We start from the raw sequence: 22,793 nt of genomic DNA, 5'->3' as shown, positions 1-22,793 counted from the left end.
GAGCTGCGGAAACGGGTGCGACGGACGGGGGCCGCACCGGTCGCGCCCTGCCGTCAGCTACCCGGCCCGACCTCGATGCGGTGCAGGTCGTCGCCGAGCTCGATCCGTCCGTCGAACTCCGTTGCGGCCAGCGCCCGCCATTGGTCTTCTTGCCCGGGCCCGATCGCCGGCACGTAGTGCGTCAGCACCAGAGTGGACACCCCGGCGCGCTTGGCGGTGGCGGCGGCCTGCTCGACCGAGGAGTGGTAGTCGCAGATGTCCTTGATGCGCTGCTGCGGCAGCTGCCTGATGAGGTCTTCGCGAATCACGGTGTGCACCAAGGCATTAGCGCCAGAGCTCAGACGGTCGAGGCTTTCACAGGGCACGGTATCGCCGGCCAGCACGACCGACGCGCCGTCGAATTCGATCCGAAAGCCGATGGTGGGTGTCACCGGCCGGTGATCGGTGGGAGCCACCCGGATCGTGACACCGTCGTGGTCCCACACCGGCCCCTCGGTGTGCTCGTGCACCTCGACCGGCGGGGGCGCCGTCAGGTCGGCGTGGTGAGCGATCCGGTAACCGATGTCGTGGCCGAACGCTTTCAGGGTGGCATCGACGACCTCTGCGGTGCCCGGCGGCCCGATGATCGGCAGCGGCGCTGGCTCGGGTCCGAATGTGCTGACCCAGCGGGTGATCAGGACGTCGCCCAAATCGGCGATGTGGTCGCTGTGCAGATGGGTGAGCAGCAACGCCGACAGCGCGTTGGCGCCCACGCCGATGGCCGCTGCCCGCTGCAGCACTCCGCGCCCGCAGTCGGTCAAAAACAATTGTCCGCCGGCTCGCACCAAGGTGGCCGGTCCGGCTCGGTTGGGGTCGGGGATAGGGCTTCCGGTACCCAGCAGCGTGATCTCGATCATGGCGTCAGGTATGTCACACATTCTGGGCGCTCGCCTCGTATTGGACGATTAGCTTGTGCGGCTTGAAGTTTCGGATGTCGTCGGGCATCCGGTGTCTCATCACGCAGACGGGCGTTTCGGCTGCACCGCGCGAGCATCGCCGCGCTAGGCACCGTGGTCCCGGCCGGTCCGGGCGGCGATTTTCGCCGGTCGCTTTCGCGCCGACGAAGATGTCCGTAGCCTGGTGTGAACCGGATCACAACGCGGGAGGCCTCGATGCGGATTGCAGACGTGTTGCGGAACAAAGGCGCGGCGGTGGTAACCGTCAACCCCGACGCGCCGGTGACCGAACTGCTTGCCGGGCTGGCCAGGCACAATATCGGCGCGATGGTGGTGGTCGGGCCGGACGGCGTCGCCGGCATCGTTTCCGAGCGCGACGTCGTGCGCCAGCTGCACACTCATGGCGCTTCCGTACTTTCTCGGCCGGTCTCGAAAATCATGACGGCCGTCGTCGCCACCTGCGGCAAGGCCGACACCGTGGACAGCATCAGCGTGCTGATGACCGAAAACCGGGTGCGGCACGTGCCGGTGCTGGAAAACGGGGAGCTGATCGGGATCGTCAGTATCGGTGACGTCGTGAAGACGCGGATGGAAGAACTCGAGGCCGAGCAGGCGCAGCTGCACTCCTACATCACCCAGGGCTAACCGGCTCGGCGGGCGTCAGCTCCACGAATACTCGGCCCGCAACCGGGCGGCCACCACATCGAAAGTCTCGCGCTGCAAAATGGCGCCCTCGCGACGGATTCCTTCTTCGGGCACGTCGAGCACCCGGTCCAGTCGGACCCAGCTTTCCCGGCCCTCGTCGTCCCAGCTGCCACTGCCGATGCCGACCCAGTCGGGGTCAGCGGCGTGCCGCTGCTGGCTGGACATCATCAGCCCGAGCAAGGTGCGACGGTCGCGGCCCACCACCAGCACGGGGCGGTCCTTGCCGCGGCTGGGGTCGTCCTCGTAGACGACCCAGGTCCACACGATTTCGCCGGGATCGGCCCGCCCGTCGAGATCGGGGGCGTAGACCAGCTTGCGGGCCCGGTGCGCGGTCGGGGCGCTGTTGCTGGTCACCGGGCGCCCGGCGGTGATCTCGGCCGGTGGCGATGACGTGCCGCCGGCGAAGACCTCCATGCCGATCCTGAGGCCCTGCTGAATGCCGCGCTGCATCGTCGGCGAATTCTGCAGCTGACGGATGAACTTCGGTGCCTCGTTGAACACCAGGTTCTCCGCGAAGCGCTGCAACGTCTTCCACTGTGGCTTGCGTGGGGACGCCATCTTCGCAGCATAGCGAGAGCGACCCGACTGATCGCACCGCCGAAACAGCGAGGCCGTCACTACCGCAGAATTCAGCAGGTATGTGCGACGAAATTGGACGTGCGTCCAACAAACTGGCCTCACGCGGCCTGCGAGCCGACGGTTGAGGTCCCGCGCGGTTTTTCTCACGAATCTTCGATATTCCTCTCAGCTGGCTATTAGGCTCATGCGCGGTTGGTAACCAAACTTTTGTGCATCAAGGGTTGGCCTCATCTGTTGTGGTGAGGCAGTGAAGTGGGTTGCTCGACCCCCGCGCGGGGGGCGCGGGAGGGAGGGGGTCGAGCAACGCATGTCCGGCGGTTTGCATCGCCCGTAACCCGCCGGACGGGGGTCTCCGGCCCCGGCCGCGTTCGCGCGACCGGGGCCGGAGTTAATTTCGGCCTGCTACTTGTCGCGGCAGCGCTTCGGCGCGATTGTGTTTCGCCCCGGCTGCCTAGATACCCTGGACGGACGCGCACGTATGAGTCCACCAGGAGATCCCCATCAGCAGTTTCGCCGACCAAACGTTCACCGCGCCGGCGCAGATTCGGAACTTCTGCATCATCGCCCACATCGACCACGGCAAATCCACATTGGCCGACCGGATGCTGCAGCTCACCGGCGTCGTCGACGACCGGTCAATGCGCGCACAGTATCTCGACCGGATGGACATCGAGCGTGAGCGCGGGATCACCATCAAGGCCCAAAACGTGCGGCTGCCCTGGCGGGTCGGCGACACCGACCACGTCCTGCATCTAATCGACACCCCGGGCCACGTCGACTTCACCTATGAGGTGTCCCGGGCGCTGGCCGCCTGCGAGGGAGCGGTGTTGCTGGTCGATGCCGCCCAGGGCATCGAGGCGCAGACGCTGGCCAACCTGTATCTGGCGTTGGACCGCGACCTGGTGATCATTCCGGTGCTCAACAAGATCGATCTGCCCGCCGCCGATCCGGACCGCTACGCCGCCGAGATCGCCCACATCATCGGCTGCGAACCCGACGAGGTGCTCCGCGTCTCCGGTAAGACCGGAGAGGGGGTGGGCGAGTTGCTCGACGCCGTCGTCAAACAAGTCCCCCCACCCACCGGCGAAGCCGAAGCGCCTACTCGGGCAATGATTTTCGATTCCGTCTACGACATCTACCGCGGGGTTGTGACCTATGTGCGGGTGGTCGACGGCAAGATCACCCCGCGGGAGAAGATCTCGATGATGTCCACCGGCGCCACCCACGAACTGCTGGAAGTCGGCATCGTCTCACCGGAGCCCAAAGCCACCGCCGGCCTGGGCGTCGGGGAGGTCGGCTATCTGATCACCGGCGTCAAAGACGTGCGCCAGTCCAAGGTCGGCGACACCGTGACGACCGCGCGCCACGGCGCCGCCGAGGCGCTGACCGGGTACCGCGAACCCAAGCCGATGGTCTACTCGGGCCTGTATCCCGTCGACGGCTCGGACTATCCCGATCTGCGTGACGCACTGGATCGATTGCAGCTCAACGACGCCGCGTTGACCTACGAACCGGAAACGTCGGTGGCGCTGGGTTTCGGGTTCCGGTGTGGGTTTTTGGGCCTGCTGCACATGGAGATCACGCGCGAGCGGCTGGAGCGCGAATTCGACCTCGATCTGATCTCGACCTCACCCAACGTGGTGTACCAGGTGGTCGTGGAAGGTGGGGCCGACGAGCGCATTGTGGTGACCAACCCGTCGGATTGGCCGTCGGGCAAGATCCGCACCGTCTACGAGCCGGTCGTCAAAACCACGATCATCGCGCCGAGCGAGTTCATCGGCACAATCATGGAACTGTGCCAATCCCGCCGCGGCGAGCTCGGCGGCATGGACTATCTGTCACCAGAACGGGTGGAGCTGCGCTATACGATGCCGTTGGGTGAGATCATCTTCGACTTCTTCGACTCGTTGAAGTCGCGCACCCGCGGCTACGCCAGCCTCGATTACGAGGAAGCCGGCGAGCAGGAAGCCGATCTGGTCAAAGTCGACATCTTGTTGCAGGGCGAGGCCGTCGACGCGTTCAGCGCGATCGTGCACAAGGACGCCGCGGCCGCCTATGGCAACAAGATGACCACCAAGCTCAAGGAGCTCATCCCGCGTCAGCAGTTCGAGGTGCCGGTGCAGGCCGCGATCGGCTCGAAAATCATTGCGCGGGAGAACATTCGCGCGATCCGTAAAGACGTGCTGTCGAAGTGCTACGGCGGCGACATCACCCGCAAGCGCAAACTGCTGGAAAAGCAGAAGGAAGGCAAGAAGCGGATGAAGACCATCGGTCGGGTCGACGTGCCGCAGGAGGCTTTCGTCGCGGCGCTGTCCGCCGACGCGGCGGGGGATAAGGCCAAAAAGTAGCGCCACCTCTCGCGCGAGCGTGCGTGTCCCCGGCCGACACGCCGTGTCGGGCGCCGGGAACACGCACGCTCGCCCGAGGTAAGGGGGGCACGCTCGCCCGAGGTAAGGGGCCTACATCGGGGCGTTGGCGGGCTGGAATCCGCCGGTGGAGTCGGCTTCCTCCTCCGCGCGAATCACGTGCACCACGGCGTTGATCAGCGCCAGGTGGGTGAACGCCTGCGGGAAGTTACCCAGATGCCGGCCGGTGCGCGGCTCGATCTCCTCGGCGTAGAGGTGCAGCGGGCTGGCGTAGGACAGCAGTCGTTCACACAGGTGCTTGGCGCGGCTGACCTCGCCGATCTCGACCAGCGCCGACACCAGCCAAAACGAGCAGATCGTGAAGGTGCCTTCCTCGCCGGTCAGGCCGTCGTCGGTCTCCTCCACGCGGTAGCGCAACACCAGACCCTGTTCGGTGAGGTTGTCGGCGATAGCCAGCACGGTCGCGCGTACCCGCGGGTCATCCGGCGGTAAGAACCGGGTCAGCACCACCTGCAGCAGTGACGCGTCCAGCGCGTCGGTGTTGTAGTGCTGGGTGAACACACCGCTGGAGTTCACCCCGTGCTCGAGGATGTCGGCCTTGATCTCCTCGGCGACGGCACGCCACTGCTGGGCGTAGCTCTTCTCGCCTTGCCGCTCGGCCAGCTTGGCGCCGCGGTCCAGCGCCACCCAGCACATGACCTTCGACGAGGTGAAGTGCTGCGGTTCGCCGCGGACCTCCCAGATGCCGCGGTCGGGCTCCCGCCAGTGTCTCGAGGCTTCTTCGACTTGTTTTTTCAGCACCGGCCACAGCGTCTCGGGGACCTGCTCACGGGATCTGGCGTGCAGGTAGAACGAGTCGAGGATGGCACCCCAAATGTCGTGCTGCGCTTGGTTGTAGGCGCCGTTGCCGATGCGGACCGGGCGTGCCTGGTCATAACCGGACAGATGGTGCAACTCTTCTTCGACCAGGCTGCGCTCGCCGCCGACGCCATACATCACTTGCAGCGGATGGCGTTCCCCGTTGTTGGCGCCGGACACGTCGGCGATGAACGAGAAGAAGTCGTCGGCTTCGCGATCCAGACCCAAGGTGTAGAGGCCCCACAATGCGAATGTGGAGTCGCGGATCCACGCGTAGCGGTAGTCCCAGTTACGTTCGCCCTGCGGTGTTTCCGGCAGCGAGGTGGTGCTGGCAGCAAGCAGCGCACCGGTGGGCGAATACGTCAAGCCTTTCAAGGTCAGCGCGCTGCGCTGTAGGTAAGCCCGCCACGGGTGGTCCGGGAAGTTGCCGATGTTGATCCACTGCCGCCATGATTCGGTGGTCTGCCACATCTTGTCGGCGGCTTCTTTATAGCTTTGCGGCGCAGGGTGCTTGGACCAACTCAACGCGACGAACACGTCGTCGCCCTCTTTCAATCGGGTCCGTGCTCGTGCCTCGCGCCCTTCCAGTCCGATCCGCAAGTTCGTGGTCAGCCGCAGCGTCGGATACGCGTCGGGGTTGTGTTTGGCCCGCGCGATGGCCTCGCCGTAGGCGTTGGCCGAGTACTCCCACGTCGCGCCGACACGGTGGTAGTCGAACGCCGGCTCGCAGCTCATCATCAGCTCGACGGTGCCGGACACGCAGCGCACCGTGCGCAGCAAAATATGCTCGGCGTCCCAGTCCATCGGGGTACGACGATGCGTGCGCGACCGCCGCTCGATGTCATGCCACGGACCCATCACCAGCGCATCGCGAACAATCAGCCAGCCGGTGTGGGTCTGCCAGGTGGTCTCCATGATCAGGCTGCCGGGCAAGTAACGCCGGGCCGAGGGCACCGAGACCCCGTAGGGCCCCAACCGGAAGTGACCGGCGCTACGGTCGAGGATCGCGCCGAACACGCTCGGCGAGTCCGGTCGCGGCACGCACAACCACTCGACCGAACCGGCCGGTGAGATCAGGCACGTCGTTTCGCAGTCGGACAGAAACGCGTAATCGGCGATCGGCGGGAACGGGTTGCGCAACGACCCGGTCGGCGTGAAGGGCACCGGCGACGTCACGGTGAACGGTGGGGCCTCCTCGGAAGCTTCTTCGGCCGAATTGGCGTGCAAAACCATGCCGACATCATCATCTGTGGACCTGTCCGGCGTCTACTCGGGTCTGCGCGGTGAGCGACTCCGGCCTGATGTCACCTGGTGGATCTTCACACATTGGATTCGCGAGAGGTGCGGCATAGGGTAAGCCCGGTGAACGGGTTCCTCAGCTGGTGGGACGGCGTCGAGTTGTGGTTGTCGGGACTCGGCTTCGTCCTGCAGACCATCGTGGTGATGCCGGTCGTGCTGATCTTGGCCTACCTGATCGCGTTGGCGCTGGACACCATGCTGGGTCGCGGCATCGTGGTGATGCGGCGCGTCCGGCAGCCGTCCGATGGCCCGGTTTTCCCCCGCAAGCAGGCGGTACCCCCACCTCGCGCTGGTGTTCCACAGCGCGCATCGTCGCCGGGCGGCGACGAGGAGTCCAGATGAGCGGTATGCCCCGATCACAGGTGACGTTGGTGTTGATCCTGCTGGTGGTACTGGTCATCGTCATGTGGTGGCTGACGCGCTGACAGTCGCCGGCTCGCCGTGCCGGTGCAGCGGATTCTGTTAGGCTTCGCGGCATGCGCGCAGCGTCCGGCAACCGGGAGTGCTATGTCTTGGCACTCATTGCCGTGGGTGATTCCGCTGTCGCCGATGTGCACTGTCGTCGCTGAACCCATACGCGCGCGGTCTGGCGTCGGCGTCGGTGCAACTGACGAGTACTGGTCACTGAACGACCTGAGGCCTTTCCGTCGCGGTGATTCGATTCCCGCAGCCCGAAAGGTCACCGATGCTAAACCACCTCAGGGGATGGCGTGTCGTCGCCCTCGCGATGGTCGCAGCCGTCGCGGCCGCCTGCCACGGTGGCGCCAGCGACGTGGTCGGCGGTGGCGGTCCGCGCAATGCCCGCGTCAGCATCACGCTGGTCGCCTACTCGGCTCCGGAACCTGGCTGGAGCAAGGTGATTCCCGCGTTCAACGCCTCCGAGGACGGCAAAGGCGTGCAGGTCGTCAGCTCGTACGGGGCCTCGGCGGATCAGTCGCGCGGCGTCGTCGACGGCAAACCGGCCGACGTGGTGAATTTCTCCGTCGAACCCGACATCACCCGCCTGGTCAAGGCCGGCAAGGTTTCCGCGGACTGGGACAAGGACGCCACCAAGGGCATTCCGTTCGGGTCGGTGGTGACGCTGGTGGTGCGCCAGGGCAATCCGAAAAACATCAAAGACTGGGACGACTTGGTGAAGCCCGGTGTGGAAGTCATCACCCCCAGTCCGCTGAGTTCGGGCTCGGCGAAATGGAATCTGCTGGCCCCCTACGCCGTCAAGAGTGGTGGAGGACGAAACCCCCAAGCTGGAGTGGATTTCGTCAACAAGCTGGTGAGCCAACACGTCAAACTGCGTCCGGGGTCGGGACGCGAGGCCACCGATGTGTTCGTCCAGGGCAGCGGCGACGTGCTGATCAGCTATGAGAACGAGGCCATCGCCACCGAGCGGCAAGGCAAGCCGATCACCCACGTCAACCCGCCGCAGACCTTCAAAATCGACAACCCGCTGGCGGTTGTGACGACCACCGCGCATCTGGACACCGCGACCGCGTTCAAGAACTTTCAGTACACGGCGCAGGCCCAGAAGTTGTGGGCGACCGCGGGTTTCCGGCCCGTGGATCCGGCCGTCGCCGCCGATTTCCGTGACCAGTTCCCGGTACCGACGAAGCTGTGGACGATTACTGATTTGGGCGGCTGGGACACCGTGGACCCGCAGCTGTTCGACAAGAACTCCGGCAGCATCACCCGGATCTACATGCAGGCCACCGGATGACAGCGACGATCGCACCCCACTCGACTCAGGCGCGCCGCGGCAACACCCCGTTGCGGGTCGGTGTTGCGACGGTGTGGCTGTCGGTGATCGTGTTATTGCCGTTGGCCGCGATCGCCTGGCAAGCAGTCGACGGCGGCTGGCGCGCGTTTTGGCTGGCCGTCACCTCGAATGCCGCGCTCGAGTCGTTTCGGGTGACGCTGACCATTTCGGCCGGGGTCACGGTGCTCAATCTGGTGTTCGGCCTGGTGATCGCCTGGGTGTTGGTGCGCGACGATTTCCCGGGTAAGCGGCTCGTCGATACGATCATCGACCTGCCGTTCGCGTTGCCCACCATCGTCGCCAGCCTGGTGATGCTGGCTCTCTACGGTCCCAACAGCCCCGTGGGGCTGCATCTGCAGCACACCGGGTGGGGCGTGGGAGTGGCGCTGGCGTTTGTCACGTTGCCGTTCGTGGTGCGCGCCGTGCAACCGGTGCTGCTCGAAATCGACCGCGAGGCCGAGGAGGCGGCGGCATCGCTGGGCGCCAATAGCGCGACGATCTTCACCTCCGTGGTGCTGCCGTCGCTGACGCCGTCCTTGCTCACCGGTGCGGGCCTGGCGTTTTCACGTGCCATCGGCGAGTTCGGCTCGGTGGTTTTGATCGGCGGCGCGGTACCCGGGAAAACCGAAGTCTCCTCGCAGTGGATCCGCACTTTGATCGAGAACGACGACCGCACCGGTGCGGCCGCGATATCCATTGTGCTGTTGGGTATTTCGTTCGTTGTGCTGTTACTCTTGCGCACTGTCGGTTCACGCGCCGCTAAGCGCGAGGAGCTGTCGGGATGACGACCTCACCGCGCGTTCGCTACCTCATCCGCTGCATTGCGTTGGGCTACGTCGCCGTGCTGCTGGTCGTTCCGGTTGCGGTGATTTTGTGGCGAACCTTTTCGCCCGGCATCGGCCAGTTCTACGCCTATATCAGCACGCCCGCGGCGATCTCGGCGCTGCAGTTGTCGTTGCTGGTCGTGGCGATCGTGGTACCGCTGAACGTCATCTTCGGTATTCCGACGGCCTTGATGCTGGCGCGCAACAGGTTTCGCGGTAAGGGTTTGTTGCAGGCCATCATCGACCTGCCGTTTGCGGTCTCGCCGGTCATCGTGGGCGTGGCGCTGATCGTGCTGTGGGGGTCGGCCGGCGCGCTGGGGTTCGTCGAGAGAGATTTCGGGCTCAAGATCATCTTCGGTCTGCCCGGGATCGTGCTGGCTAGTGTCTTCGTCACGCTGCCATTCGTGGTGCGCGAAGTCGAACCGGTGTTGCACGAGTTGGGGACCGACCAGGAGGAGGCCGCTGCGACACTGGGTTCGACCTGGTGGCAGACCTTTTGGCGGATCACGTTGCCGTCGATCCGCTGGGGCCTCACCTACGGCATCGTGCTGACCATCGCCCGCACACTCGGCGAATACGGCGCGGTGCTCATGGTGTCGTCGAACCTGCCCGGCAAATCGCAGACCTTGACGTTGTTGGTTTCCGACCGCTACAACCGCGGCGCTGAGTACGGTGCCTATGCGTTGTCGACATTGCTGATGGGAGTGTCCGTCGTGGTGCTGATCGTTCAGGTCTTGCTCGACGTCCGACGTACCGGCAAGGAGGCCGCATGACCGCCAACCCGGGGTCGGACGCGATCATCGTGCAGGGCGCCAACAAGCGCCACGGCACCTTCGTCGCACTCGACAACGTCGACTTCACGGTGCCCGCCGGTTCGCTGACAGCGCTGCTGGGCCCCAGCGGTTCGGGCAAGTCGTCGTTGTTGCGCGCCATTGCCGGACTCGACAGGCCCGACACCGGAACCGTCACGATCAACGGCCGCGACGTGACCCGGGTGCCACCGCAGCGGCGGGGCATCGGGTTCGTGTTCCAGCATTACGCCGCCTTCAAGCATTTGACCGTCCGCGACAACGTCGCATTCGGGTTGCGGATCCGCCGGCGGCCGAAGTCGGAGATCACGAAAAAAGTCGACAACTTGCTTGAGGTGGTGGGGCTCAGCGGTTTTCAAAGCCGCTACCCCAATCAGCTCTCCGGGGGTCAACGGCAGCGCATGGCGCTGGCTCGCGCGCTGGCGGTCGACCCGCAGGTGCTGCTGCTCGACGAGCCGTTCGGTGCGCTCGACGCCAAGGTTCGCGAAGATCTGCGGGCCTGGCTGCGGCGGTTGCACGACGAGGTGCATGTCACCACGGTGCTGGTCACCCACGACCAGGCCGAGGCGCTCGACGTGGCCGATCGCATCGCCGTGCTCAACAAGGGGCGTATCGAGCAGGTCGGATCCCCGGCGGATGTCTACGACAGTCCTGCGAACGCCTTCGTGATGTCGTTTTTGGGCGCGGTGTCCTCGTTGAATGGCACCTTGGTGCGCCCGCACGACATCCGGGTCGGGCGCAATCCCGACATGAAGATCGCTGCCAGCGACGACGCCGCCAGATCTGCCGGCGTCATCCGCGCCACCATCGACCGTGTGGTGATGCTGGGCTTCGAGGTCCGCGTGGAGTTGACCAACGCGGCCACCGGCGGCCCGTTCACCGCGCAGATCACCCGGGGCGACGCCGAGGCGCTGGGCCTGAAGGAAGGGGACACCGTCTACGCGGCCGCCACCCGAGTGCCCGATCTCCCCTTGCCGCGAGCGTGCGTGTCCCCGGTCGACACGCCGACCTAATTACCGGGTTTGCGCACGCTCGCGCCAGAGACACTCGCGCCAGAGATGCTCGCGCCAGAGATGGTCAGGCCGCAGCCTGCTCGGTCAGCGCTGCGTCGAAGCGGTCCAGCACCGTCTGAGCCACCAGCGGATGCGCGCCCAGCGGGGCCGCCATGGCAATACCGCGATCGTGCGCAAAATCAGCCACTCGATCGGTCAGCCGTCCCGGCGCCAGGAACCACGGCGCGATCACCAGCCGTCGAGCACCAGCGTCTTGCAACCGGTCGGCGGCCTCGGCCAGCGAGCCGGCCGCGGTCGCAAACGCCGTCGTCGCACCGGCCCAACTGGTGCTCGCCGCGAGCCGTGCGGCCACCGTCACCGTGCGCGCATTAGCCGCGGCATCGCTCGAGCCGATCGCCACCACCAGTACGCCGAGGTCGTGGTCGAGCCCAGAAACGCCTAGTTCGCGCAGTCTTTCGCGCAGCACGGCAATCAGCCGGTCGTCCTCACCGAGCACTTCGGCTTGCCGCACCCCGGCGCGCCCCGCGATCTGGCGAGGAATATCGATGCGGGCGTGGTAGGCGTCGGCCAGCAAAAACGGTGTCACCACCGAACCCGGCGTGACCACGTCGGCCAGCATCGGCGAGTTCTGCTCGCAGAAGGCAACCCGCACGTCCAGACCCGGGCGCATGCGTCGCAGCAGAGCAGCGACGGCCCGGGCATTGGCCGCCGAGCGTGGATCCGCACTGCCGTGGGCGGTGAGCACCAGCGGCGGCCGCAAACTCGGTGGAGCCGAGTGTGGCGGCTCGGCGCTAAATGAACCCAGCATCACGAGGCGTGCAACCCGCATTCGACTTTGCCCGTCCCTTGCCAGCGTCCGCTGCGCGGGTCGGCGCCCTCAGCCGGCTTGGCCGTGCACGGTGCGCAGCCGATCGACGGATAACCTTCGTAGACAAGCGGATTGACCAGCACATCGTTTTCGGCGATGTAGTCGTCCATGTCCTGATCCGACCACGCCGCCAGCGGGTTGATCTTCACGAGCTTGAAAGCTTCGTCGAAACTGATCAGCGGAGCGTTGGCACGAGTCGGTGCCTCGACGCGGCGCAGCCCGGTGACCCAGGCCGAGTAGCCGCGCAGCGCTTTGGACAGTGGCTCCACTTTGCGCAGCCGGCAGCATTCGTTGGGCTCGCGAGCGAACAGGTCCTTGCCCAACAGCGCATCCTGCTCGGCCACCGTCTGCTCAGGAGTGACGTTGAGGATCCGGATGTCGTAGACCGCCTCGACCGCGTCGCGGGTGCCGATGGTTTCGACGAAGTGATAGCCGGTGTCGAGGAACAGCACTGGAACCCCCGGCCGTACCTTGGCCGCCAGATCGACCAACACGGCGTCCTGCATGTTGGAAGCCACGACGTAGTTACAGGTCGCTGCACCCCGCGGCCCATTGACGCCGCCGAAGTTCTCGTCGGTCCAGCGCAGCAGATCGGAGGCGCTGGCGCCGGCCAGTTCCGCCGCGCCGCGAGCGGCAAGCTCCCTAAGCTCCGCCTCCGTCGCGCCGCTCATCGCAGATCCGCCTCGTCGGCACGGGCCGCCCAGGTGGCGAACCGCTCGCCGTCATCGCGTTGTTTGACGAAGTTGCGCACCACCCGGTCGATGTAGTCGCTCAGCTCGCTGCTGGTGACCTTGTGTTGGCGCAGTTTGCGGCCGAAACCGCTGTCGAGCCCGAGGCTGCCGCCGAGATGGACCTGGAAGCCCTCGACTGAGCCGCCGTGGCCGTCGTCGACCATCTGGCCCTTGAACCCGATGTCTGCGACCTGGATGCGCGCGCACGAGTTCGGGCAGCCGTTGATGTTGATCGTGATCGGCACATCGAGCTGAGCGTTGATGTCCTCCAACTGGCGCTCCAGCTCGGGCACCAGCACCTGCGAGCGCCCACGGGTCTCGGCGAACGACAACTTGCAGAACTCGATCCCACTGCACGCCATCAGGTTTCGCCGCCAGTGCGACGGCTGTGACTGCAGGCCCAAGGCGTCCAGACCGGCGACCATCTCATCGAGCCGCTCGTCGGGCACGTCGAGGATGATCAGCTTCTGATACGGCGTGAACCGCGCCCGGTCAGATCCGACCCGCTCCATCAGGTCGGCTACCGCCGTCAAGATGGTCCCGGAGACCCGCCCGGCGATCGGAGCCACGCCGACGGCGTTGCGGCCGTTCTTCAATCGCTGCACGCCGACGTGGTCGATCGGGTGCTTGACTGGTTCGGGGGCCGGGCCGTCGATCAGCTTGCGGCCCAGGTATTCCTGTTCGAGAACTTCACGGAACTTTTCAACGCCCCAATCTTTGATGAGGAACTTCAGCCGGGCCTTGGAGCGCAGCCGCCGGTAGCCGTAGTCGCGGAACACGCGCGTGACGGCCTCCCACACGTCGGGCACCTCGTCCAGCGGCACCCAGACACCGACCCGCTTGGCCAGCATCGGGTTGGTGGACAGCCCGCCGCCGACCCACAAATCCAGACCAGGACCGTGCTCGGGGTGGTTGACGCCGATGAAGGAGATGTCGTTGATCTCATGTGCGACGTCCTGAAGCCCCGACACCGCGGTCTTGTACTTGCGCGGCAGATTGGCGTACTCCGGCTTGCCGATGTAGCGGCGCACGATCTCGTCGAGAGCAGGGGAGGCGTCGAGGACCTCGTCGAGCGATTCGCCGGCCAGCGGCGAGCCGAGCATGCCGCGCGGACAGTCACCGCACGCTTCGGTGGTCTGCAGTCCGACTGCCTCGAGCCGCTTCCAGATCTCGGGGACATTCTCGATCTCGATCCAGTGGCACTGCAGGTTCTGCCGGTCGGAGATGTCGGCAGTGTCGCGGGCGAACTCAGTCGAGATCTCGCCCAGCGTGCGCATCGCCGCGGCCGGCAGCGCCTTACCGTCGCAGCGCACCCGCATCATGAAGTAGCTGGCCTCCAGCAGGTCGGCGTTCTCGTCGCCGGTCCAGGTGCCGTCGTAGCCCTGCTCACGCTGGGTGTAGAGACCCAGCCAACGGAACCGGCCACGCAGATCGGTCTTGTCGATGCTGTCGAAACCACGCTTGGCGTAGATGTTTTCGATTCGGTCCCGCACATTGAGGGGTGCGTCGTCGACCTTGAGCTGCTCGTTGGGATTGAGCGGTTCACGCTCGCCGAGCGCCCATTGGCCTTCGGAGCGACCTTTGGCGGGGCGGGGGGTCGTCATTCGGCGATCTCCTTCGCGGAGGGGCCGGCTGGGAACGCGCACATCACCGGTTGGCTGTCCGGCGGCGCAGATCCGCGGCCAGCTGCAAGTACAGGGTGGGCGGGTCTACGACATCAAGGCAGACAGCGACAGCTGCAGACACGCTTGAGATCGATATGCCGGCGCGCCACCAAGGCAATGCGAAGCTGGCTGCGGTGGGCGGCGGTCACCCGGCCATTGTGCCATGGATGCCGAAAAGCCGCCCGACCGGGTCGAAATTGCGATCACCGTGAATAAAAGCCCGACGACCGGTGTGTCGGTCCCTCAGATGCCGGCAGCGCTGGGCCAAACTACCTGGGCGCACGCCATCCGGCGCGGGCAGGTAGGCGGTTGACATGACTGATACGGATCCTTCGCAAGCCGGCGTTCGTGACGAAGACCACAACGCCGCGCCGGCGTCACCGCGCGTGAAAAGCCGCTGGCTTGCCATCGCAGCGCTGGTGGCCGTCCTGGCCGGAGCCGGCGGTTATGTGGGGTGGCTTCAATACGAGCGACACCAGACACAGATAGCCAGCCAGCAGGCAGTCGCCGCGGCAGTGAAATACGCTGTCGCGCTGACCAATTTCGACAGCCAGGCGATGGATCGCAACGTCGCGACGCTCCGCGATGGCGCAACTGGTGAGTTCAAGCAACGCTACGTCAAATCCAACGGATCGCTGCGCACGGTGTTGCTCGACCACCAGGCAGCTACGCAGGGTCGCGTCGTCGAATCGGTGGTCAAGTCGGCCAGCCCCGACCAGGTCGAGGTTCTGCTGTTTGTCGAGCAACTGGTGACCAACACCGATGATCCCGACGCCGAGACCGACTTCAGCCTCGTCAACATGACCATGGACAAAGTCGACGGCCAGTGGCTGGCCAGCAAGGTGCAGTTGCGATGAAACGTTGGTGCGGACTGGCGGCAGTTGCGATCGTGGCGGCGTCGATCAATCCGATCAGCAATATCGCGTCCGCCGACGCGGTCAATTGGGACGCGCTGGCGCAGTGTGAATCCGGTGGTAACTGGGCGGCCGACACCGGTAACGGGTTCTACGGCGGCTTGCAGATCAGCAAGGCAACCTGGGAAGACAACGGCGGCATTGGTTCACCGCAACACGCCTCGCGCGCCCAGCAGATCCAGGTGGCGCAGCGGATCATGGCGACCCAGGGGCCTAAAGCGTGGCCGTCGTGCGCTTCGCCTGGTGGTGCTAGTAAGCCGGCGCGGGTGGGCTCGCTGAATCACTTGTTGACCTATATGTTCAACCAACTCAACGGGTAGTCGCTCGGCACAGCGTGCGCTCGGCTTCCCATGGGATGATGGGGTGCCGTGACGACATCTCTGCCTGACGTGCAGCTGACTTCTGGTGCACCGTTCGGCGTGTACGTTCACGTGCCGTTCTGCCTGACCCGCTGCGGGTACTGCGACTTCAACACCTACACCCCGGCCGAGTTGGGCGGGGTCAACCCCGACGCATGGCTGCAGGTGCTGGCGTCGGAGCTCGAGCTGGCGGCCGGCATGCTCGGCGCGCCGTCGGCGGGCACCGTGTTTGTCGGGGGCGGGACACCGTCGCTGCTGGGCAGTGTGCGGCTGTGCGCGCTGCTTGACATGGTCCGCGAGCACTTTCCGCTGGCGCCGGATGCCGAGGTCACCACCGAGGCCAACCCGGAATCGACGTCGCCGGAGCTGTTCGCGGCGCTGCGCGAGGCCGGCTACACGCGAGTGTCGCTGGGTATGCAATCGGTGGCGCCGCGGGTGCTGGCCACGCTCGACCGGGTGCACTCGCCAGGACGGGCGGCGGCTGCGGCCGGGGAGGCGTTGGCGGCCGGTTTCGAGCATGTCAGCCTCGACCTGATCTATGGCACGCCCGGGGAATCCGACGACGACGTGCAACGCTCGGTCGATGCGGTGCTGGCGACCGGCGTCGATCACGTCTCGGCGTACGCGCTGACCGTAGAGGAGGGCACCGCCTTGGCGCGCCGGGTCCGGCGTGGCGAGCTGGCTGCGCCCGACGACGACGTGCTGGCGCATCGCTACGAACTGGTGGACGCGACGCTGCGCGCCGCCGGCTTGGATTGGTACGAGGTGTCCAACTGGAGCCGGCGCGGCGGGCAGTGCCGTCATAACCTCGGATACTGGAACGGCGGCCAATGGTGGGGCGCCGGGCCCGGAGCGCACAGCTTCGTCGGCGCAACGCGCTGGTGGAATGTCAAGCACCCCAACACCTATGCGCAGCGGCTTGCCGAGGCGTCGCTGCCGGTAGCCGGTTTCGAGGCACTGCAAGCCGACGCGTTGCACACCGAGGAGGTGATGCTGCGCATCCGGCTGCGGGAGGGGCTGCCATTCGACCTACTCGATGCCGTCGAGCGCGAACGTGCCGAGGTCGCCGTCGCCGACGGTTTGCTGACCAACGAGGCGGACCGGGTGGTGCTCACCGATCGCGGACGGCTACTGGCCGACGGCGTGGTGCGCGCGCTGCTGGGTTAGGCCGACACCCTCTTCATTCCGGCGCCCTTGACGCGGTGCGTCACCGAACCCCACGCCGAGGGCGAGAAATGGGTCGTGACTTCCTCGAAACCGTCGACCCGGGAAACAGTGAGGACGCCGGTGTCATGGTTGATCGATAGCTTGTCGCCGTCGTTGGCGTGGACTTCCTCACCGTCGAGAAGCCGGATGGTGAACACGGTGGTTGCCCCTCTCGAATCTGTTCGGTTGTTGTCGGCTGCGGATCTGGTCACCGGGTCGGGCCGAACGTGATGCTACGAATGGCCCGTACCGAGCCGCGATCCATTGCGGGACTACGGATTGAACGTTGTGGAAACGTTCGATGATCAGCCAAGCACGAGAACTGTCCGATGGCTCGACGCATGGGGCGTCGCCGGCGATCGATTCGATGGTTCAGGCCGTGATCACAGCCGGTGTGGAGCAGTCGAGGGCAGTTAAAGTCAGCACTACTTAAATAGCCGACCGCGCATTTTGGCCGCCGCCTCCCCACTCGTTCTGAGGTTAGGCTACTCTTACTAGCCGTGACCGATGTCAGTGTCCAGACAAGTTCCGTAGGCGCCGAGTCGCGGTCATTCCGGTTACCCGCTGACATCGCCCCCGCCGACCTCGCGGCCGAGCTGGCTGCCGCGCTGCCCGAGTGTGATGGCGAGGAGTATCTGCTTTACGAACACGACGGCCAATGGGTGTTGGCCGCCGGGGTGCTGGCCATGGTCGAGCTGGACTGCAACGAGTTGCGCGTCACCCGAGACGGCGTCACCCAGCGGCAGTCCTGGTCGGGACGCCCGGGACCGGTCCTCGGCGAGGCGATTGACCGACTGCTGCTGGAAACCGACGAGCTGTTCGGGTGGGTCGCCTTCGAGTTCGGCGCCTATCGTTTTGGACTGCAGGACCGGCTGGCCCCGGATACGCCGTTGGCGCGGGTGTTTTGGCCGCGCACCCGCATCGTGATCACCGAGGAGACGGTTCGGCTTGTCGACGCCGAGCGACGCCACCACGAGGCGGTCGGCCAGTTGTTGCGCGACGGTCTGGACGCCACGCCGTCGGCGTCTGCGCTCGATGTGAGGAGCGATCACACCGGCTACCGCGGTCGAGTGACAGCAGCGATCGACGAAATCAACAGCGGCGGCTATCACAAGGTGATCGTGTCCCGCTGTGTCGACGTGCCGTTTCGGCTCGACTTCCCAGCGACGTATCGATTGGGTCGTCGGCACAACACGCCGGCGCGGTCGTTTCTGTTGCGACTGGGCGGTTTTCGCGCGGTGGGTTACAGCCCCGAACTGGTCGCGGCGGTCCGCGACGACGGGGTCGTGATCACCGAGCCGCTGGCCGGCACTCGCGCGCTGGGGCGGGGAGAGGCGCGCGATCGCCAAGCCCGTGACGACCTGGAATCGAACTCCAAAGAGATTGTCGAGCACGCGATGTCGGTGCGCAGCTCGCTACAGGAGATCACCGAGATCGCCGAAGCCGGCAGCGCGGTGGTCACCGATTTCATGACGGTGCGCGAGCGCGGCAGCGTGCAGCACCTGGGCTCGACGGTCAGCGGCCGGCTGTGTACGGCGAAAAACCGGATGGATGCTTTGGAGACGTTGTTCCCTGCGGTCACCGCATCCGGCATTCCCAAGGCGGCCAGCGTCGATGCCATCCTGCGCCTCGACGAACGTCCGCGCACCCTGTATTCCGGTGCGGTGGTGAAGTTTTCCAGTGACGGTGGGATGGATGCTGCGCTGACGTTGCGGGCGGTCTATGAACACGACGGCCGGACGTGGCTGCGTGCCGGAGCCGGCGTCATCGGCGCATCGGACCCCGAGCGCGAATTCGAGGAGACCTGCGAAAAGCTGACGACGCTGGCCCCCTACCTGGTGGCGCGGTCTTAACGAGTTGCGCCTCCTTGCGCGAGCGTGCGTGTCCCCGGCCGACACGCCGCCGCTGTGCCCGTTTTTGCGCACGCTCGGCGCGGATGGGCTCAGGCGTTCTCCATGTAGTCGGCAAGAATCTTGCTGACCAGTGATTCGATTGTCGATTCGATCGACGACGCCAAGGTGGCGGTGACCGAGGCGACGGCCTGGGTGCGGAACCGGACCAGCATCGTGATCAGCTCGGCGATTTCGGTGTCGGCAGGCAGCGCCTCGCCCGGTTTGAGCCGATGAGCGACGTGCTCGGCGCCGGCGCGCACCAGCATCTCGCTGATCTGGTCGACTAGCGGAACGATCTGCTCGTGCAGGTCGATCATTTTGGCCAGATTGACGCCGTAGCTGCGGATCTCGTTGAACGCGTCGATCAGTTTGGGTCGGGTGATCGTGGCCCGCGGGCCGTTGACGCGGATCACGCCCAGGCCCACCAGCCGCTCGAAGGCCGGCGGGTCGTCGATGCGTCGCCGCGCCTCGGCGAGCGGCATTGTCTCGGACTTTTCGGTGGTCCAGGTGCCGACGATCGCGGTCTCCAAACCCAGCACATCGCCGAGGTTCTTGCCTTCCTCCCACGCGCTGAGCATTTCCCGCACGTGGGCGATGTTGTATCCGCGGTCGAGCATCGAGGTGATCAACCGCAGCCGGGTCAAGTGGGTGTCGTTGAACAGCGCGATGCGCCCAACGCGCAACGGCGGCGGCAACAAACCGCGGTCGCGGTAGACCCGAATATTGCGAGTGGTGGTACCGGCCAGCCGCGCCAGGTCATCGATGCGGTATTCCCCGGACACGCCGTAGGGTTGGCGTGCAGCCGCATCGAACAGCTGCGCCACGGCAGTCTCGATGACCTCGCGCGACTGGCGTCGCACCCGTTGGGGCGCCCGGCGCAGGTTGGCCAGTACGCCGGCAATCGTGCCGGCCTCGGCCCGTGGCGCTCGGTCGGGAGCCATCGGCGGATCAGGCCGCGTCGTAGTCGGCGAACCGGAAATCACGCATCTGTCGAAGATACTGGGTGGCGAACCCGGGATACATCGACGCGTTGAACCCGTCCTTGGTCAGATACCAGCTGCGGCAACCGGACATCCAGGTCGTCTTGGTCAGCCGCTTCTGGATGCGTTCGTTGTAGCGGCGCTGCACGTCGGCGCGTACGTCGAGGTAACGCAGGTCGTTGTCGAGGACGGTGGTGATCCCGCGGACCGCGTAGTCCAGCTGTCCTTCGATATACACCAGCAGCGAGTTATGGCCAGGCCCCGAGTTGGGCCCGGTCATGAAGAACAAATTCGGATACCCGTGTGCGCTGGCGCTTTTGTAGGCCTGTGCGCCGTTGGCCCACTCCTGGGTCAGCGACCGGCCGCCCAACCCGGTCACCGGGAACGGCGGACCGGTCAGGTGCACGTCGTAGCCGGTGGCGAACACGATGCAATCCAGTCGATGCTCGATGCCGTCACTGGTGCGGATGCCCGCGGGACTCAGCGTGGCGATCGGCCAGTCGATGAGCTTGCAGTTGTCGCGCTGCAGGGCGGGGTAGTAGTCGCTGGAGACCAGCATCCGTTTGCAGCCCGGCGCAAAACTGGGGGTCAGCTGCCGGCGCAGCCACGGGTCTTTGACGGCCATCCGAAGATGTGCACGCCCCAGCTGCGCCACCAACGAGGTCAGCGGTGTCTTCCACACCAGCGCGGTGGCGCTGGCCTCATGACCCCAGAACAGCGCTTGACGGGCAAGTTCTTGGGCGGCAGGCACTTTCGTGAAGACGGTTTGGACCGCCGCCGGAGTAGCGACGTCGAGGCGGGGCAGCACCCAGCCGGGCGTGCGCTGGAACACCTTGACGAACTCGGCCTGCTTGACCAGTTCGGGGACGATTTGGATGGCGCTGGCCCCGGTGCCGACGACGGCAACGCGCTTGCCGGCGAAGTCGTAGTCATGGTCCCAGCGGGCGCTGTGGATCTTGTGGCCCCGATAGGAGTCGATGCCGCGGATGTCGGGAAAGCTCGAGTCCGGCAGCGGTCCCGACGCCAAAACCACCGTACGGGCACGAAACCGCTTGCCGCCTACCGTGGTTGCAGTCCACACACCGGCGTCGTCGTCGAACGACAATCCGTTGACCTCTCGGCCGAATTCGATACGGCGACGGATGTCGAACCGGGTGGCCATGTCCTCGATGTGGCGGCGGATTTCGTCGGCGGGAGAGTACGTCCGTGACCAGCTGGGGTTTTTGACGAACGAAAATGAGTACAGCAGCGACGGGATGTCGCAGCTGGCGCCGGGATAGCTGGTGTCTCGCCAGGTTCCGCCCACCTCGTCGCTGCGCTCGAGGATCAGGAAGTCGTCGACGCCGGCCTCGGCGAGTTTGATCGCGGCGCCCAGCCCGGTGAACCCGGCTCCGACGATCAGCGTCGAGTAGATGTGGTTGGGAGGCACCGGTTACGCCGCCGGCTCGTGGGTGAGTTCTCTTACCCAGGTTGGTACCGCCGGCAGCAGGGGCCGTGGATACCGGTCGGAAAGCCACACCATGGAGTTGGCCAGCAGGTGGTAGGGGTGGCGCGGATTCGTGACCACGCCGGCGTAGCGCCGCAGAAATCGATAAGTCGGTACCCGCCCGGTGTTCGCGCCGCGGTCGCCGAGCTCTTTGAATCGTTTCACGGCCTTATACAGCCGCTCGGGTTCCATACCCATCGCGGTGATCTCGTTGCGGATTCTGTTGATCAGCGGCGCACCCGTGACGGCGCCGATGATGAGGCCCGGAGTGGCATTGCGACCGACGAAGTCGATCAGCAACCGGCGGACCTTCGCGTGCCCAATCATGTCGAGGACTTCGAAATCGACTACTAGATGGCGTGATTCGTCATTGTTGATCTTCTCGAACACCTGATGACAAACCGGGTCGTGCACCTCGTCGAGGAGGAACTTCAACAGGGCGCCGTCCAGCGCGACTTCGAGCATCGGGATGACGGTGCCAAGCAAAGACAGCGGCATGTCGTCGGCCCAGCGGTCCAGCCAGTCGATGGCCAGCCGGATGTTCACATTCGGCTCGGGAACCTCGCCGTCCTCGAGCATGCCCCAGCGCTTCATCAGCGCCAGTTCGGCGTTGGCGTGGCGTTGCTCTTCGGCATGGAAGTAGCGGTAGATCTCGGCGATGGTGGGGTTGGGCGCCTTCTTGGCCAACGCGGCAAAGCCGCGGGCACCGATGTTTTCGATCCAGCACAGGTCGGCCATGAAAGCTTTGAGCTTGGGCCGGAACTCGTCGCTGATGGTTTCGGCACCGGGCGCGTCCCAATCGATGTCAGCCAGTGCCCATTGCCGGTCCTTGATCTTGGCCAACATCATGTCCATGTCGATAGTCATCTGCGCCGCTCCTTTTCGATCTTCAGTGCAGGCCGCCGCGCGAGACCAGCCCGACCGTTCGGGTGTAGGTCGCCGGGGCGAGACGTTTGACGTTCCAGCCGATCTTGGCGTCCAGCTGCGGCATGCAGTACAGCTCGCCGCGATCGTGGGCATCCAGACAACTGCGTGCGACTTTGGTGGCCGAAAACCCGGTCCAGCGCATCAGTTTGGTCGCCAGCTCGGTCGACTGGGCACTGATGCGGCCGGACTCGACGATGTTGGTCTTGACAAAGGTGGGGCACAGCACCGTGACTTTGACCCCCGCACCGGACAATTCAGCGGCCAGGGTTTCCGACAGCGAGAGGACACCGGCCTTGCTCACGTTGTAGGCGGCCATGCCGGGGGCCGCGCCGAACGCAGCGGCCGAGGCGACGTTGATGATGCCCCGCGGCGTTTTCGAGGGTCCCGCGGCGCGCAGGATCGGCGCGAACACATGACAGCCGTGAATCGGGCCCCATAGGTTGACGCCCAGAGTCCAGTGCCAATCGTCCAGGGAGACTTCGCCGATGGGAGCCCCACCGGCGCCGACGCCGGCGTTGTTGATCACCAGGGTGGGCGCGGCGCCGAACCAGGACTCTGACTGCGCCGCGAGGTCGGCCACGTCGTCGATCTGGGAGACATCGCAGCGGTCGGCGGTGGTCACCGGAGC

The 22,793-nt window shown here is 65.6% G+C and carries 23 protein-coding genes and 1 pseudogene; 12 read left to right on the top strand and 12 right to left on the bottom strand.

The features are described from left to right. Positions 1–53 precede the first annotated feature (53 nt). Complete coding sequence (locus A5707_RS16650) at positions 54–896, bottom strand: ribonuclease Z (protein ID WP_065015567.1); 843 nt, start codon at positions 894–896, stop codon at positions 54–56. A gap of 255 nt (positions 897–1,151) precedes the next feature. On the opposite strand from A5707_RS16650, the gene A5707_RS16645 reads away from it, so the two are divergent. After that, a complete protein-coding gene (locus tag A5707_RS16645; protein WP_065015583.1) occupies positions 1,152–1,580 on the top strand; it encodes a CBS domain-containing protein in 429 nt (142 codons plus the stop codon). A 15-nt stretch (positions 1,581–1,595) separates the two neighbouring features. Here the strand turns inward: A5707_RS16645 and A5707_RS16640 are convergent, their stop codons facing one another. Next, on the bottom strand, positions 1,596–2,198 hold the full coding sequence (locus A5707_RS16640) for a type II toxin-antitoxin system PemK/MazF family toxin (protein WP_065015582.1): 603 nt from the start codon (positions 2,196–2,198) through the stop codon (positions 1,596–1,598). Positions 2,199–2,713: 515 nt separating this feature from the next. Between A5707_RS16640 and lepA the strand changes: the two genes are divergently transcribed. After that, positions 2,714–4,567 (top strand): translation elongation factor 4, encoded by a 1,854-nt coding sequence (gene lepA, locus A5707_RS16635; RefSeq protein WP_082969508.1) that lies wholly within the window; start codon positions 2,714–2,716, stop codon positions 4,565–4,567. Between the two features lie 111 nt (positions 4,568–4,678). Here the strand turns inward: lepA and A5707_RS16630 are convergent, their stop codons facing one another. Beyond that, positions 4,679–6,676: a glycoside hydrolase family 15 protein gene (locus tag A5707_RS16630; RefSeq protein ID WP_065015565.1), complete on the bottom strand. Its 1,998-nt coding sequence runs from the start codon at positions 6,674–6,676 to the stop codon at positions 4,679–4,681. Between the two features lie 129 nt (positions 6,677–6,805). Between A5707_RS16630 and A5707_RS24585 the strand changes: the two are divergent. The 6 genes and pseudogenes from A5707_RS24585 to A5707_RS16605 form a co-directional block, all read left to right on the top strand. Beyond that, positions 6,806–6,994: pseudogene (locus A5707_RS24585) on the top strand (hypothetical protein); the annotation flags it as partial. Positions 6,995–7,218: 224 nt separating this feature from the next. Next, a complete protein-coding gene (locus A5707_RS24990) occupies positions 7,219–7,311 on the top strand; it encodes an Ms4533A family Cys-rich leader peptide (RefSeq protein ID WP_419866436.1) in 93 nt (30 codons plus the stop codon). A gap of 158 nt (positions 7,312–7,469) precedes the next feature. Further along, on the top strand, positions 7,470–8,453 hold the full coding sequence (locus A5707_RS16620) for a sulfate ABC transporter substrate-binding protein (RefSeq protein ID WP_419866437.1): 984 nt from the start codon (positions 7,470–7,472) through the stop codon (positions 8,451–8,453). Next, positions 8,450–9,277, top strand: coding sequence for a sulfate ABC transporter permease subunit CysT (gene cysT / locus A5707_RS16615; protein ID WP_065015562.1), 828 nt, complete (start codon positions 8,450–8,452; stop codon positions 9,275–9,277). The genes A5707_RS16620 and cysT overlap by 4 nt, the downstream gene beginning before the upstream one ends. Then, positions 9,274–10,089 (top strand): sulfate ABC transporter permease subunit CysW, encoded by an 816-nt coding sequence (gene cysW / locus A5707_RS16610; RefSeq protein ID WP_065015561.1) that lies wholly within the window; start codon positions 9,274–9,276, stop codon positions 10,087–10,089. Before cysT ends, cysW begins: the two co-directional genes overlap by 4 nt. Then, positions 10,086–11,138, top strand: a complete 1,053-nt coding sequence (locus tag A5707_RS16605; RefSeq protein WP_065015560.1) for a sulfate/molybdate ABC transporter ATP-binding protein — start codon at positions 10,086–10,088, stop codon at positions 11,136–11,138. The genes cysW and A5707_RS16605 overlap by 4 nt, the downstream gene beginning before the upstream one ends. A 64-nt stretch (positions 11,139–11,202) precedes the next feature. Here A5707_RS16605 and A5707_RS16600 read toward each other — a convergent pair whose 3' ends face one another. The 4 genes from A5707_RS16600 to A5707_RS24985 all read right to left on the bottom strand — a co-directional run bounded on the left by A5707_RS16600 (position 11,203) and on the right by A5707_RS24985 (position 14,511). Further along, the gene (locus A5707_RS16600) at positions 11,203–11,946 is read right to left on the bottom strand and encodes a sirohydrochlorin chelatase (RefSeq protein WP_065015559.1); all 744 of its coding nucleotides are present in this window, start codon (positions 11,944–11,946) and stop codon (positions 11,203–11,205) included. Further along, positions 11,946–12,677, bottom strand: a complete 732-nt coding sequence (locus A5707_RS16595; protein WP_065015558.1) for a phosphoadenylyl-sulfate reductase — start codon at positions 12,675–12,677, stop codon at positions 11,946–11,948. The genes A5707_RS16600 and A5707_RS16595 overlap by 1 nt, the downstream gene beginning before the upstream one ends. Further along, positions 12,674–14,341, bottom strand: coding sequence for a nitrite/sulfite reductase (locus A5707_RS16590; RefSeq protein WP_065015557.1), 1,668 nt, complete (start codon positions 14,339–14,341; stop codon positions 12,674–12,676). The genes A5707_RS16595 and A5707_RS16590 overlap by 4 nt, the downstream gene beginning before the upstream one ends. Before the next feature lie 113 nt (positions 14,342–14,454). Beyond that, positions 14,455–14,511: a hypothetical protein gene (locus tag A5707_RS24985; RefSeq protein ID WP_370485981.1), complete on the bottom strand. Its 57-nt coding sequence runs from the start codon at positions 14,509–14,511 to the stop codon at positions 14,455–14,457. Between the two features lie 204 nt (positions 14,512–14,715). On the opposite strand from A5707_RS24985, the gene A5707_RS16585 reads away from it, so the two are divergent. The 3 genes from A5707_RS16585 to hemW are packed head-to-tail and all read left to right on the top strand — an operon-like array spanning position 14,716 to position 16,841. Then, positions 14,716–15,258 (top strand): Mce protein, encoded by a 543-nt coding sequence (locus tag A5707_RS16585; protein WP_156658051.1) that lies wholly within the window; start codon positions 14,716–14,718, stop codon positions 15,256–15,258. Continuing rightward, on the top strand, positions 15,255–15,635 hold the full coding sequence (locus A5707_RS16580; RefSeq protein ID WP_065015556.1) for a transglycosylase family protein: 381 nt from the start codon (positions 15,255–15,257) through the stop codon (positions 15,633–15,635). Before A5707_RS16585 ends, A5707_RS16580 begins: the two co-directional genes overlap by 4 nt. A gap of 48 nt (positions 15,636–15,683) precedes the next feature. Beyond that, positions 15,684–16,841 carry a radical SAM family heme chaperone HemW gene (gene hemW, locus A5707_RS16575; RefSeq protein ID WP_065015555.1) on the top strand — a complete coding sequence of 386 codons (1,158 nt, stop codon included), beginning with the start codon at positions 15,684–15,686 and terminating at the stop codon, positions 16,839–16,841. Here the strand turns inward: hemW and A5707_RS16570 are convergent. Then, the gene (locus A5707_RS16570; RefSeq protein WP_065015554.1) at positions 16,838–17,038 is read right to left on the bottom strand and encodes a hypothetical protein; all 201 of its coding nucleotides are present in this window, start codon (positions 17,036–17,038) and stop codon (positions 16,838–16,840) included. The two genes, hemW and A5707_RS16570, sit on opposite strands and share 4 nt — an antisense overlap. A 342-nt stretch (positions 17,039–17,380) precedes the next feature. Between A5707_RS16570 and A5707_RS16565 the strand changes: the two genes are divergently transcribed. Then, positions 17,381–18,733, top strand: coding sequence for a salicylate synthase (locus tag A5707_RS16565; RefSeq protein WP_065015553.1), 1,353 nt, complete (start codon positions 17,381–17,383; stop codon positions 18,731–18,733). An 89-nt stretch (positions 18,734–18,822) separates the two neighbouring features. On the opposite strand, the gene A5707_RS16560 is transcribed toward A5707_RS16565, so the two are convergent. From A5707_RS16560 to A5707_RS16545, 4 genes are all read right to left on the bottom strand, one after another. Next, on the bottom strand, positions 18,823–19,713 hold the full coding sequence (locus A5707_RS16560; protein ID WP_065015552.1) for a MerR family transcriptional regulator: 891 nt from the start codon (positions 19,711–19,713) through the stop codon (positions 18,823–18,825). A 7-nt stretch (positions 19,714–19,720) separates the two neighbouring features. Next, positions 19,721–21,181, bottom strand: coding sequence for a flavin-containing monooxygenase (locus A5707_RS16555; RefSeq protein ID WP_065015551.1), 1,461 nt, complete (start codon positions 21,179–21,181; stop codon positions 19,721–19,723). Between the two features lie 3 nt (positions 21,182–21,184). Beyond that, positions 21,185–22,105, bottom strand: a complete 921-nt coding sequence (locus tag A5707_RS16550) for a reductase (protein ID WP_065015550.1) — start codon at positions 22,103–22,105, stop codon at positions 21,185–21,187. A gap of 22 nt (positions 22,106–22,127) precedes the next feature. Next, positions 22,128–22,793, bottom strand: a 666-nt coding sequence (locus A5707_RS16545) for an SDR family NAD(P)-dependent oxidoreductase (protein ID WP_065015549.1), incomplete at its 5' end; no start/stop codon positions are given.

Origin of the sequence: Mycobacterium kyorinense (genome assembly GCF_001672775.1) — a bacterium.
Classification (GTDB): domain Bacteria; phylum Actinomycetota; class Actinomycetes; order Mycobacteriales; family Mycobacteriaceae; genus Mycobacterium; species Mycobacterium kyorinense_A.
This window is presented reverse-complemented; position numbering and strand designations above follow the sequence as displayed.